The sequence below is a fragment of the Georgenia sunbinii genome, assembly GCF_036421875.1.
Taxonomy (GTDB): Bacteria; Actinomycetota; Actinomycetes; order Actinomycetales; family Actinomycetaceae; genus Georgenia_B; species Georgenia_B sunbinii.
The window spans coordinates 511,743-524,234 of sequence record NZ_JAZGOL010000001.1; the positions used below are offsets into that span (position 1 = coordinate 511,743).

Here is a 12,492-nt window from a genome sequence, read left to right on the forward strand (position 1 = left end):
GGTGGCTGGGAGAGGCGCGGTCACTGGACGAGGTGCGGGACGGTGCCGTCCCAGCCGTCGAGCAGCCCGCGCACCACCGAGGGCAGCTCGGGCGGGTAGACGACCGTGCCAGCGGCGAGCTCGGTCTCGAGGTCGTCGAGCTGCCACCAGCGCAGCTCGTCGAGGACGTCCTTCTCGAGGCTCGTCCAGCCCGAGGTATCGAGCGCGGTGGAGGCGGTCCGGGCCACGAAGAACTCCTCGTCCTGGCGGCAGGTGACTGCCGCGAAGTCGAAGACCGCGCTGCGGGTGAGGACCGGGCCGACGAGCGCGTCGTCGGCCAGCTGCAGCCCGGTCTCCTCCCGCAGCTCGCGCAGCGCCCCGGCGCGGGCCGGCTCGTCGGGACCGATGCCGCCGCCGACCGTGAACCACCAGCTGCGGGAGGTCTCCCCCGCGTCGTGGCCCCGGACCAGGAGCAGCCGGTCGGCGTCGTCGAGCACGATGACGCGCGCCGCCCGGCGGAACGGCAGGCCGTCGGGGCCTGGGACCCACTCCGGGTCCAGGCCGTACGTCAGCGGCGGCGCCGGCTGGCGGGGAGCCGGCGGACTACCAGCCACGCTCCGCCAGCCGGTGCGGCACCGGGATGTCGTCGACGTTGATGCCGACCATCGCCTCGCCGAGGCCACGGGAGACATCGGCGATGACGCCGGGGTCGTCGTGGAAGGTGGTGGCCTTGACGATTGCGGCGGCGCGCTGCGCCGGGTTGCCGGCCTTGAAGATGCCCGAACCGACGAAGACTCCCTGGGCCCCCAGCTGCATCATCATCGCGGCGTCCGCCGGGGTCGCGATGCCGCCCGCGGTGAAGAGCACGACGGGCAGCTCACCGGTCTCGGCGACCTCCTTGACGAGGTCGTAAGGCGCCTGCAGCTCCTTGGCCGCGACGTAGAGCTCGTCCTCCGGCAGGTTGGCCAGGCGGCGGATCTCCTGACGGATCTGGCGCATGTGGGTGGTGGCGTTGGAGACGTCACCGGTCCCGGCCTCGCCCTTGGAGCGGATCATCGCCGCGCCCTCGGTGATCCGGCGCAGCGCCTCGCCGAGGTTGGTCGCGCCGCAGACGAAGGGCACGGTGAAGTTCCACTTGTCGATGTGGTTGGCGTAGTCCGCAGGCGTGAGGACCTCGGACTCGTCGACGTAGTCGACGCCGAGGCTCTCGAGCACCTGGGCCTCGACGAAGTGGCCGATGCGAGCCTTGGCCATCACCGGGATGGAGACGGTGGCGATGATGCTGTCGATCATGTCCGGGTCGCTCATCCGGGAGACGCCACCCTGGGCGCGGATGTCGGCCGGGACCCGCTCGAGCGCCATGACGGCGACGGCGCCGGCGTCCTCCGCGATCTTGGCCTGCTCGGCGGTGACAACGTCCATGATGACGCCGCCCTTGAGCATCTCGGCCATCCCGCGCTTGACCCGTGCCGTTCCGGCCTCAGGGGTGGCGGCCGATGCGGTGGCGGGGGCGGTGGGCTGCTGTGACACGTTGACCTCGGAGCGTAGGTGGATGAGTACCCCACAATCCTACCCGTCGCGGCGGCGCAGCCCACCGACCTCCCGACGGCCGGCCCGCCCGGGTTAGGCGCGCGCCCCGGCCACGGTCCGGAGGAACGCGGCACGGCTGCCGGTCACCCGCTCGAGCAGCGCGCGCTCCTCGTGCGGGAAGTCGTGCTGGGCGCGGCCGGTGGCGGCCCGCTGCCGGAGGAAGGCGAGATCGGTGGCGGCACGCTGGAAGACCTTCATGTCACGGACGGCTCCCGGCCCGCCGCGCCCGGCCCACCGGCGCGCGGTGCGCCGTGCCGGGAACGAGCTGAGCATTGCGACCTCGTGGGGCGCGAACCAGCCGGCCCGGGCGTAGTCCACCAGGCGGTGCTCGATGATCCGCCGTTCGCTGCGCCGCAACCACAGGATGATGACGATGCCGCAGGCGAACAGCGGCAGCTGGACGAGCAGGTACATTCCGAAGAAGGCGTCGGTGAAAGTGCTGCCGTTCCACAGCGCGTGCAGCGCGACCGCGACCAGCCAGCCGACCGGCAGCGCCAGCAACCAGGCGTTGCGGGACCGGCTGCGTGCGGCGATCCCCAGTGCGATCCCGATGGCCGCGGTGAACAGCACGTGGGCGAACGGCGACATGAGGCCGCGCATGATGAAGATCTGCGGCAGGACCTCGATGGAGCGGCCGAAGTAGAGGATGTTCTCCACGAACGCGAAGCCTGCCGCGACGGTAGCCGCGTAGACGAGGCCGTCGACCGGACCGTCGAAGTACCGGCGCCGGGCGAGGAACAGCACGAGGACGCCGACGCCCTTCGCGGTCTCCTCGACGAGCGGCGCGATGACCGAGGCGCCGACGAGCTCGGCGGTCTCCACGCTTCCCGTGCTGATGAAGACGGCTTCGGTGAACATGGTGTTGACGAGGAGCGAGACGAGCGTGGAGACGCCCGCTCCCCAGAGGAAGGCGAAGATCAGCGCGCCGCGCGGCTCCGGTTCCCAGCGGTCGATCCAGCGGATCCCGAGGAGCACACCGACGAGCGGCACGAGCGCGACGACGGCGCCGACGAACGCAGCACCGGGGCCGGTCATCACCGCGATGAGCGTGACGGAGACCAGCAGCGCGACGGCGGCGACGAGGATCCCGAGCACGGCCCACACCGTGCTCCCCCGGCGCTGCGGGCGAACCTGCCACGGCGCTGACGGCGCGCCGGGTGGCCCTCCGGCGCCCCACGGAGCGGTGTGCGGCGGCTGCTGGGTAGGCGGCACGTGGGTAGGCGGGTGCTGGGTAGGCGGCACGACGCCGGTCCCTGCCAGCGGGCGGCCGGCAGGCGGGTAGGGCTCGGGTGGAAAGGCCATGAGAACCAGCGTACGGCCGTCGTCGTGCGCTCAGCGCACCCCGGCGACCGCCCCGATGGGGAGTTCTCCCCTCGTGGGGGAGAACTTCCTGTCGGTGTCAGGCCGGGCGGGTGTCGTCCATGTCGAAGCCGCGGGGCATCGGGGCGCGCCCGGCGAGGCGGAGCAGCCGCACGACCGGGTTGGCGCGCAGCCGGCGGACCTCGACGACGTGCGCGTTGTGGAAGCGGCGCGCGAGCTCCAGGCGGTACCAAGCGGCGTCGAGCCGGTGCAGCGGATCGGCCGCGATGGCGTCGTCGGCGAGCGTCTGCTCACCACCACGGGCATCGATGACAGCCCGGAGCACGCGTGACAGCTCGCTCTCCACGAGGCCACGGTCGACGTCGCTGATCTCCTCGTCGACCTCAGTACTGCCGCCGAGCCCGTCCCGGACGACCGCCACCGGCGCGCTGGCCGTGGCACGCTGCGCGACGTCGGCGACGAGCACCGCCTCGACGGGATCGAGGGCGCCGCAGAGCGCGAGCTCGTGCGCGGCGACCGCGCGGAGCGCGAGCTGCAGGTCGAGCGTGCTGCGTGACCGCAGCACCTTGCGGTGCAGGCGGTCGACGCGCGAGGCGAGCAGCCACAGCACCCAGCCGAGGACGAGGAGCAGCAGCACGACCACCAGTGCCCAGGCTTCCCAGGTCATGACCTGCCCTCCGCTCGGTCGTCGCCGTCGATCGCGGCACGGAGCCGGCCGACGACCGTCCGGGAGCCGGCGTCCTCACGGACGTGCCCGGCGTCGGCGGTGACCATCTCGTAGACGGCGAGCACCTCGCGGGTGACGCGCGACCAGTCGTACCGCCGCACCGCCACGCGCGCGGCACGGTCGAGCGCCGCGGTCTCCTCGCGGTCGCGGACCGCGCGCAGCAGGACCGCGGCGAGGTCGGCGCTGTCGCCGTTACGGAACAGCCGACCGTAGCGACCGCCGTCGAGCACGGCCCGGAAGGCCGCGATGTCGCTGGCAATGACGTGGGCGCCGCCGCTCATCGCCTCCACGAGGACGATCCCGAAGCTCTCCCCGCCGGTCTGCGGTGCGACGTAGACGTCCACCGAGGCGAGCAACGACTCCTTCTCGGCCTCGGTGAGGGGGCCGAGGAACGTCACCGCGTCGCCGAAGCGTGCCAGCGCGGCCCGTTCCTCGACGGCGTCACCACGTCCGGCAATGAGGAAGCGGGCGCCGGGGACCTCTGCGAGCACCTGCGGGATGGCGGCCGCGAGAACCGGCAGGCCCTTGCGCGGCTCGTCGAGCCGGCCGAGAAAGGCGATCGTCGGCCGCTCCGGGGTGCCGCGCCAGGCCTCGGCGGCGGTCGCCTCGGTGAAGTGGTCGACGAACACCCCGTTCGGCACGACGACGGCATCACCGGCGAGGTGCTCGACGAGCGTGCGCCGCGCCTCCTCGGAGACGGCGATGCGCCCGCTGATCTTCTCCAGGAGCGGCCGCACCATCGGTGAGGCGACCTGCAGCGCGCGGGAGCGGTCCATCGCGGTGTGGAAGGTGCCGACGATCGGGCCGCGGGCGATCCACAGCGCGAGCATCGACAGGCTCGGGGTGATCGGCTCGTGCAGGTGGAGGACGTCGAAGTCGCCCTCGGCGAGCCAGCGCCGGGTGCGGGCCGCCGACACCGGCCCGAAGTTCAGCCGGGCGACCGAGCCGTTGTACGGGAGCGCTACTGTCCGGCCGGCGGGAACGACGTACGGCGGCACCGGGGTGGCGTCCTCCGCCGGCGCGAGCACGCTGACGTCGTGGCCGGAGGCGATGAGCTCCTCGGCGAGGTCACGGACGTGGAACTGGACCCCGCCGGGGACGTCGAAGGAGTAGGGGCAGACGATCCCGACGCGCATCAGGCCACCGCCTTGCGGACCGACGCCAGCCGGTCCGGGTCGGCGTCCGCGACGAAGACCGGCTGCAGCATGTGCCAGTCCTCCGGGTGCTCGGCGATCGCGGCGGCGAGCTCGTCGACCCACAGCTGGGTGAGGTGCACCACCGCGTCGGCGCGGTCCATCCCGGCCGGTGCCCGAAGCGGCCGGCCGAAGGCGATGTGGATGCCCCACGGGGTGCCGGCGGCTCGGCGGCGGACGCCGCGCAGCCGCTCGTAGGAGATCATCGTGGCGACGAGCGGGGCACCGGTGGCCGCCGCGAGGGCCGCCGGTCCGGGCGCGACCCGTGCTGGCTCACCGAACATCTGCACCTCGATGCCGCCCCGGGAGAGGTCACGGTCGGCGAGCAGGGGGGTGATCACCGGCTTGCCGAGGGTGGCGCGCAGGACCTCGCGGAACGTCGAGCCGCCCTTCTCCAGCGGGATGATCGTCATGCCGAGCGACCGGCGGAAGGAGAGGAATCCCTGGAACAGCTCCTCCGGCTCGAGGTGCTCGGCGACGGTGACGACCGGCGCGAGGAACTGGGTGGCCCAGGCGCCGGCGAGGTCCCAGTTGCCGTTGTGCCCGAGCGCGGCGACTACCGGGCGGCCGGCGGCGAACTCCTCGCGGAGCGGGCCGTCGTTGCTGCACCTCACCCGCTGCGCGAGCTGTGCGGGGGTCACGCCGGAGAGCCGGAGCGACTCCTCGTAGTACCGCAGGTAGGAGCGCATGCCGGCCCGGGTGAGCCGGCGCAGCCGCGCCGGTCCGGCGTCCGGCACCACCCGGGCGAGGTTCGCCCGGAGCTGGTGGACGCCGCCGATCCCGGCGAGCGTCGCGATGTCCGCGGCCGCCGCGAAGATCGCGCCGGTGAGGGCGCGGGGCAGCCGGGGAACCACACGTGCCGCCAGCAGGAGGAGGGCGGCGCCGTCGACCTTCATCGCGTGCCCGTCCCGTCCTCGAGGGTCTGCCGGCGCACCGCGGCGATCCGCTGGCCGACGGTGAACAGGCTGGCCGCGGCGAGCAGCCCGAGCGCGACCACGAGCACCCAGACCGGTGCACCGAGGCCAACGACCAGCACCGCGACGAGGACGACGACAAGCCGGTCGGCCCGCTCGGCGATGCCGCCCGAGGCGGTGAGGCCGAGCCCCTCGGCCCTTGCTCGCGCGTAGGACACCAGGTTGCCGAGCACGAGGCAGGCGAGCGCGCCGGCGACGATCCACGGCTGGTCCTCGCGCACGCCCCACACCAGCAGGCCGGCGAAGATCGCGGCGTCGGAGAGCCGGTCGAGGGTGGAGTCGAGGAACGCGCCCCACCGTGAAGAGCGGCCCAGCGCCCGCGCCATGAGGCCGTCGACGCTGTCGGCGAGCACGACGGCCGCGATCGCGAACGGGGCGATGATGAAGTGCCCCAGCGGCAGCAGCCACATGGCCAGGCCGACGGTGAGCACGGTGCCGACCACGGTGACGGCGTCGGGGCTGACCCCGGCACGCACCAGTGCCCGGGCGACCGGCCCGAAGACGGCGTCGGTGAACCGACGGCCGGAGGTGCTCAGCACGATGCCTCCTCGCGCCACGCGGCCGCGACGGCCTCGCGGGTGTCCCCCAGGACCTGCGGCAGCGCCTTGGTCTGCGCCACGATCGCCAGGAAGTTCGCGTCCCCGGCCCAGCGCGGCACGACGTGCTGGTGCACGTGGGCGGCGATCCCCGCACCGCCGACCTCGCCCTGGTTCATCCCGAGGTTGAACCCGGCGGGCGCGCTGACCCGGCGCAGCACCCGCATCGCGGTCGCGCTGAGGTCGGTGACCTCGTGACGCTCCGCGTCGGTGAGGTCGGTGAGGTCCGCGACGTGACGGTAGGGGCACACCAGAAGGTGTCCTGGGTTGTAGGGGTAGAGGTTGAGCACGACGTAGGCGTCGCGCCCCCGGTGGACGATGAGCGCTGTGGCGTCGTCCTGCTCCGGCGCCCGGCAGAACGGGCACTGCGCCGCGCCGTCGCCGGTGGGCTTGTTCTCCCCACCGATGTACGCCATCCGGTGCGGCGTCCAGAGCCGGCCGAACGCGTCGGGCGCGCCGGCCAGGGCGGCGGCGTCCTCCGCGCCCCCGGGCGCCCCCACGCCCGGCTGGTCAGGTCCCGTCACGCCGAGGACACCTGCTGGCGGCTGGCGATCGCCGAGACGATGAGGTCGACGGCCTCCGCGACGGGCACCGCGTTGCGCTGCGAGCCGTCCCGGAACCGGAACGACACCGCCCCGGCCTCGACGTCCTCACCGCCGGCGATGAGGACGAACGGCACCTTCTCCTTGGTGGCGTTGCGGATCTTCTTGTTGAAGCGGTCGTCACTGGTGTCGAGCTCGGCCCGCACGCCGTGGGCGCGCAGCTGGGCGACGACGTCGGCGAGGTAGTCGTCGAAGACGTCGGCCACCGGCACCGCGATGACCTGCACCGGAGCCAGCCACGCCGGGAAGGCTCCCGCGTAGTGCTCGAGGAGCACCGCGAAGAAGCGCTCGATCGAGCCGAAGAGCGCACGGTGGATCATCACCGGGCGCTGCCGGCTGCCGTCGGCGGCGGTGTACTCGAGCTCGAACAGCTCGGGCAGCGAGAAGTCCAGCTGGATGGTCGACATCTGCCAGGTGCGACCGATGGCGTCGCGTGCCTGCACGGAGATCTTCGGGCCGTAGAACGCGGCGCCGCCCGGGTCGGGGACGAGCTCCAGGCCGGAGGCCTCGGCGACCTCGCGCAGCGTGTTCGTGGCCACGTCCCACTCGACGTCGCTGCCGACCGACTTCTCCGGGTCCCGGGTGGACAGCTCGAGGTAGAAGTCGTCCAGGCCGTAGTCCTTGAGCAGGTCGAGCACGAAGGTGAGCGTCGTCGTCAGCTCGGTGTGCATGTCCTCGCGCGAGCAGTAGATGTGCGCGTCGTCCTGGGTGAAGCCACGTGCCCGGGTGAGGCCGTGGACCACGCCGGACTTCTCGTGCCGGTAGACGGTGCCGAACTCGAACAGCCGCAGCGGCAGCTCGCGGTAGGAGCGGCCGCGCGAGGCGAAGATGAGGTTGTGCATCGGGCAGTTCATCGGCTTGAGGTAGTAGTCCTGCCCCTGCCGGCGGATGTTGCCCTCCGCGTCGCGCTCCTCGTCCAGGTGCATCGGCGGGTACATGCCCTCGCGGTACCAGTCCAGGTGCTGGGAGGTCTCGAAGAGCTGTGCCTTGGTGATGTGCGGGGTGTTGACGAAGGAGTACCCCGCGGCGAGGTGCTGCTGGCGCGAGTAGTTCTCCATCTCCATCCGGATGATTCCGCCCCGGGGGTGGAACACCGGCAGGCCGGAGCCGATCTCCTCGGGGAAGGAGAACAGGTCCATCTCGTTGCCGAGGCGGCGGTGGTCGCGGCGCTCGGCCTCGGCGAGGCGCTCGGTGTAGGCACGCAGCTCGTCCTTGGTGGGCCACGCGGTGCCGTAGATCCGCTGCAGCTGCGGGTTCTTCTCGCTCCCCCGCCAGTAGGCGGCCGCCGAGCGCAGCAGCGAGAAGCCGTTGCCGATGAGCCGGGTCGAGGGCAGGTGCGGGCCGCGGCACAGGTCGGTCCAGACCACCTCTCCGCCGCGGCGGACGTTGTCGTACATGGTCAGATCGCCGGCGCCGACCTCGACGGAGGCGCCCTCGGCGTCGTCCTGCGCGCTGGTGCCCTTGAGCTCGATGAGCTCGAGCTTGTAGGGCTCGTGGGACAGCTCGGCGCTGGCCTCGTCGTCCGACACCACCCGGCGCACGAAGGTCTGGCCCTCCTTGACGATGCGGGCCATCGCCTTCTCGAGCGCCTTGAGGTCCTCGGGGGTGAACGGCGTCTCGACGTCGAAGTCGTAGTAGAAGCCGTCGGTGATGGGCGGGCCGATCCCGAGCCGGGCGTCGCCGTGGACGTCCTGCACCGCCTGGGCGAGCACGTGCGCGGTGGAGTGGCGCAGGATCGACAGGCCGTCGTCGCTCGCGATGTCGACCGGCTCGACGGTGGCGCCCGCCGGCAGCGTGCCGAGGTCGGTGGCCAGGTCCTTGAGCTCGCCGTCCACGCGGATCGCCACGATGCTGCGGTCGGTACCGAACACGTCGGTGCCGGTCGTGCCCTCGGTGACCGTGCGCTCAGCGCCGTCGATGACAAGGACTCGTTCTGGCACGGATGACACTCGAGGCTCCCGCCGTCGATCGGACATGACCGCTCGATGGTACTCAGTCGGTCCTTGCCTATTCGCTCCGGTACGCGTGGCGGACGCAATCGTCACCGATCTGTTGCCGGTGTTGCCTAGGTCACGTTCGAGACTTCCGGGGCGGTATGGGGCCCGGCCAGGCGCAGGCGGTACCAGTGCGGCGAGGTGCGGTTCATCGGGAACCCGAGACCCGTGGTCGGCGCCGGCTCGACCGCGACCAGGTCCCACCCCGGGAACGCCGCCTCGACCTGACGCTGGGAGACCCCGCCGATGAGGGAGCGCAACCGGGTCGGGCCGAAGGCGAGCATGAGGAGGGTGGCGCCCGGCTCGGCCAGTGCCGTCACTCCCCTGCCCTCGGCCCGCCGCTGGTCGGCGTCGAAGCCCTGGAAGCACCCGACGTCGAGGAAGAGGTCGAAGCGGCCGAGGCCGATCGGCTCCAGCTTCGTCGCGTCGCCGACGACGTAGGTGACGTCTGCTGGTCCGCGCCGCCGGGCAGCGTCGATCGCCAGCGGCACGTAGTCCAGGCCGACCGCCTGCCAGCCACGCTGGGCCAGCTCGGGCGTGTACTGGCCCCGCCCGCAGCCGATGTCCAGCGCACGGCCGAGCGGCGGCGTGCGCCCGGCCACCTCACGGTCGAGCAGCGCGTCGATGCTCGACCCCGCCGCGCTGCGGTACCCCTCCCACGGCGTCATGCCGAAGCGGTACATGCGGTGGTAGTTCATCATCTGGTCCCCCGACCGGTGCGCGTGGCTGCTGCTCGGGTGAGCGTAGCCAGGCGCGGCAAGCGATTTCTCCCGCGACGGATGGCGCGCCACGCGCCTTCTCGCGCGATGGTTCGGGGGGTTTCGCTCAGATCCGAGTGCTGGGACCCCCGAGCGATGATCGAAACCCCCGAACCATGCGCGGGGATCTCGCGGGGGCGGCGTGGGCCGCGCGGGAGCGGCGGGTGGCCCGGGGAACGCAAATGGCCCTCGCCGGCGTTTCCGCCGGCAAGGGCCATTCCGTGGTGGTGGGCGATACTGGGATCGAACCAGTGACCTCTTCCGTGTCAGGGAAGCGCGCTACCGCTGCGCCAATCGCCCATGTTGCACCCAAACCGAGGTGGCGACGGGATTCGAACCCGTGTATACGGCTTTGCAGGCCGCTGCCTCGCCTCTCGGCCACGCCACCCTGAGGCTTATGCGCCCACCGGGTGGTGGTGCCTCCGAGCGGATGACGGGATTCGAACCCGCGACCCTCACCTTGGCAAGGTGATGCTCTACCAGCTGAGCCACATCCGCACGCACCCTGCTTGGCTTGCGCCTCGCTTGGTGCGATCCAAACTCTAACCGAGGATGAACGCGGTCGTCCAACTCGCCACCCCGGGCAGTAGCGTGACAGGCGTGATTGCAGCCCCTTCAACGCCTCCGCCGTGCGTGGCCCAGGCCACATTCCCCGGCGTCACGGCCCGCCGTCCGGTGGCCTCGGTCGACCTCCGCAAGCACCCGGAAGTGTTGGAATCCGGCTGGTGGGCGGTCGTTGCGACCTTCGAGGGAGCGATCACGGGATGGCGGTTCGCCGAGGTTGAGAGTGATGCCCAGAACTACACCAGTGTGACGCTCGACACGACTGCCGAACCCGAGCGTGTCGCCCCCTGGCAGGGGCCCTCGGCCGGCAGCTGGCAGTCCTCGCTGGACGAGGACGCGTACGTCGCGGCCGTCGAGGCCACCCGGCGGGCGATCCGGGACGGGGACGTCTACCAGGCGAACATCTGCCGCATCCTCTCGGCGCCGCTGGACACCGGCGGCGACGAGCCCGATGCCGCTGCGCTCGCGTGCCTGCTGGCGGCCGGCAACCCGGCCCCGCACGCTGGCGCGATCCACGTGCCCGCCTCGACCGGGCTGACCCCGGCCTGGGTGGTGAGCGCCTCGCCCGAGCTGTTCCTCTCGGTCGCCGGGGACCGGGTACTCACCGGCCCGATCAAGGGCACCGGGGCGACGGCGGCGGACCTCCGGGAGAAGGACCGCGCGGAGAACGTGATGATCACCGACCTCATGCGCAACGACCTGCAGCGGGTCTCGCTGCCGGGGACCGTCGAGGTGATCGACCTCTGCGTCGTCGAGCACCATCCCGGGCTGGTCCACCTCGTCTCACGGGTGGGCGCGACGTTGCGAGAGTCGGGAACCGCCGCGGCCTGGCAGTCACTGCTGGCCGCGACCTTGCCCCCCGGCTCGGTCAGCGGTGCGCCGAAGTCCAGCGCGCTCCAGCTCATCGCGGAGCTCGAGACCGCGCCGCGCGGCCCGTACTGCGGGGCGGTCGGGTGGATCGACGCCGACGCCGGGCGCGCCGAGCTGGCCGTCGGCATCCGCACCTTCTGGTGGACACGTGACGCTCCGGGCACCGGCACGCTGCGCTTCGGCACCGGGGCCGGCATCACCTGGGGCAGCGAGCCGGCCGCGGAGTGGCGCGAGACCGAGCTCAAGGCCGCCCGCCTCGTCGCGCTCGCCTCGGGCGCCGCTCCCGTCCACCGCCGTGGCAGGCTCGTGCCATGAGCACCCTCGTGTGGTTCGACGGCGCCGTCGTCCCGGCCGGTCGCCACCTCCTGTCTCCCCTCGACCGCGGCTTCACCGTGGGGGACGGTGTGTTCGAGACCTGCGCCGTTGTCGACCGGCAGCCGTTCGCGCTCACCCGGCACCTGTCTCGGCTGCTGCGCTCGGCAGCGGCCGTCGGGCTGCCGGAGCCGTCGCTCGGCACGATCCGGGCCGCGGTGGACGACCTCATCCAGCACGCGGACGACGGTCCGGGCCGGCTGCGGGTCACCTGGACCGCCGGCACCGGCGCCGTCGGGTCAGCCCGGGCCGACGGCGAGCCGACGCTCGTCGTTACCCTCGTCCCCGAGGGTGGGGCCCGGCCCTCGGGCAGCCCGGCGGGCGCGGACGTCGTCGTCGTGCCGTGGGTGCGTAACGAGCGGTCCCCGCTCGTCGGGGTGAAGTCGACGTCCTACGCGGAGAACGTCCTCGCGCTCGAGCACGCACGCCGGCACGGCGGCACCGAGGCTGTGCTGGCCAACACCCGCGGCGAGCTGTGCGAGGGGGCGGCGACCAACGTCTTCGTCGAGAGCGACGGGGTGCTCCTCACTCCCCCGTTGAGCTCGGGCTGCCTTCCGGGGGTCACCCGTGAGCTGGTGCTCGAGTGGGGGCGCAACGCCGGCGTGCCGATCGAGGAGGTGCCGATCCCGCTCCGCGACTTCCAGACTGCCGGCCACGCCGCGGTCACGTCGAGCATGCGCGGGATCGTCGCGGTGCGCTCCATCGACGGTCGGCCGCTAGCCACCGGAGGGGCGACGCGGCAGATGGCGGACGTCTTCGCCGGCCGGTTCGCGCAGGACATGGATCCGTAGCGGATGTGGCCCTCGCCACAAACCGGCCGCGACGGCCGGTCGAGGTTCCTGCCGCCGGTCGCGGTGGGCTACGATCGGTCACTGCGGGCGATTGGCTCAGTGGTAGAGCGCCTCGTTCACACCGAGGAGGTCACTGGTTCGAACCCAGTATCGCCCACCGCG

Annotated in this window: 12 protein-coding genes and 4 tRNA genes; 3 read left to right on the plus strand and 13 right to left on the minus strand. The window is 72.4% G+C overall.

Annotation, left to right across the window (positions count from 1 at the left end; all coding sequences use genetic code 11):
- Nucleotides 1-20: 20 nt before the first annotated feature.
- The 13 genes from V2J52_RS02460 to V2J52_RS02520 form a co-directional block, all read right to left on the minus strand.
- Entirely contained in the window at nt 21-593 is a 573-nt protein-coding gene (locus tag V2J52_RS02460) for an NUDIX hydrolase (RefSeq protein ID WP_331226069.1), read from the minus strand.
- Entirely contained in the window at nt 583-1,509 is a 927-nt protein-coding gene (gene pdxS / locus V2J52_RS02465) for a pyridoxal 5'-phosphate synthase lyase subunit PdxS (RefSeq protein ID WP_331226070.1), read from the minus strand. Before pdxS ends, V2J52_RS02460 begins: the two co-directional genes overlap by 11 nt.
- A gap of 93 nt (nt 1,510-1,602) precedes the next feature.
- The gene (locus tag V2J52_RS02470) at nt 1,603-2,871 is read right to left on the minus strand and encodes a PrsW family intramembrane metalloprotease (protein ID WP_331226071.1); all 1,269 of its coding nucleotides are present in this window, start codon (nt 2,869-2,871) and stop codon (nt 1,603-1,605) included.
- 97 nt (nt 2,872-2,968) lie between these two features.
- Nucleotides 2,969-3,556 (minus strand): hypothetical protein, encoded by a 588-nt coding sequence (locus V2J52_RS02475; RefSeq protein ID WP_331226072.1) that lies wholly within the window; start codon nt 3,554-3,556, stop codon nt 2,969-2,971.
- Nucleotides 3,553-4,752 carry a glycosyltransferase family 4 protein gene (locus V2J52_RS02480; protein WP_331226073.1) on the minus strand — a complete coding sequence of 400 codons (1,200 nt, stop codon included), beginning with the start codon at nt 4,750-4,752 and terminating at the stop codon, nt 3,553-3,555. Before V2J52_RS02480 ends, V2J52_RS02475 begins: the two co-directional genes overlap by 4 nt.
- Nucleotides 4,752-5,705: a phosphatidylinositol mannoside acyltransferase gene (locus V2J52_RS02485; RefSeq protein ID WP_331226074.1), complete on the minus strand. Its 954-nt coding sequence runs from the start codon at nt 5,703-5,705 to the stop codon at nt 4,752-4,754. The genes V2J52_RS02480 and V2J52_RS02485 overlap by 1 nt, the downstream gene beginning before the upstream one ends.
- Nucleotides 5,702-6,322, minus strand: a complete 621-nt coding sequence (pgsA, locus tag V2J52_RS02490) for a phosphatidylinositol phosphate synthase (protein ID WP_434056366.1) — start codon at nt 6,320-6,322, stop codon at nt 5,702-5,704. Before pgsA ends, V2J52_RS02485 begins: the two co-directional genes overlap by 4 nt.
- Nucleotides 6,316-6,903 (minus strand): HIT family protein, encoded by a 588-nt coding sequence (locus V2J52_RS02495; RefSeq protein ID WP_331226075.1) that lies wholly within the window; start codon nt 6,901-6,903, stop codon nt 6,316-6,318. Before V2J52_RS02495 ends, pgsA begins: the two co-directional genes overlap by 7 nt.
- A complete protein-coding gene (thrS, locus tag V2J52_RS02500; protein ID WP_331226076.1) occupies nt 6,900-8,921 on the minus strand; it encodes a threonine--tRNA ligase in 2,022 nt (673 codons plus the stop codon). The genes V2J52_RS02495 and thrS overlap by 4 nt, the downstream gene beginning before the upstream one ends.
- A gap of 125 nt (nt 8,922-9,046) precedes the next feature.
- On the minus strand, nt 9,047-9,676 hold the full coding sequence (locus V2J52_RS02505; RefSeq protein WP_491062154.1) for a class I SAM-dependent methyltransferase: 630 nt from the start codon (nt 9,674-9,676) through the stop codon (nt 9,047-9,049).
- Between the two features lie 282 nt (nt 9,677-9,958).
- Nucleotides 9,959-10,033: transfer RNA gene (locus V2J52_RS02510), tRNA-Val, on the minus strand.
- A 17-nt stretch (nt 10,034-10,050) separates the two neighbouring features.
- Nucleotides 10,051-10,121, minus strand: a tRNA-Cys gene (locus tag V2J52_RS02515).
- A gap of 37 nt (nt 10,122-10,158) precedes the next feature.
- Nucleotides 10,159-10,231: transfer RNA gene (locus V2J52_RS02520), tRNA-Gly, on the minus strand.
- 210 nt (nt 10,232-10,441) lie between these two features.
- Between V2J52_RS02520 and V2J52_RS02525 the strand changes: the two genes are divergently transcribed.
- From V2J52_RS02525 to V2J52_RS02535, 3 genes are all read left to right on the plus strand, one after another.
- A complete protein-coding gene (locus tag V2J52_RS02525; RefSeq protein ID WP_331226078.1) occupies nt 10,442-11,482 on the plus strand; it encodes an anthranilate synthase component I family protein in 1,041 nt (346 codons plus the stop codon).
- Nucleotides 11,479-12,330 carry an aminotransferase class IV gene (locus V2J52_RS02530; protein ID WP_331226079.1) on the plus strand — a complete coding sequence of 284 codons (852 nt, stop codon included), beginning with the start codon at nt 11,479-11,481 and terminating at the stop codon, nt 12,328-12,330. The genes V2J52_RS02525 and V2J52_RS02530 overlap by 4 nt, the downstream gene beginning before the upstream one ends.
- A gap of 85 nt (nt 12,331-12,415) precedes the next feature.
- Nucleotides 12,416-12,487, plus strand: a tRNA-Val gene (locus V2J52_RS02535).
- Nucleotides 12,488-12,492 lie beyond the last annotated feature (5 nt).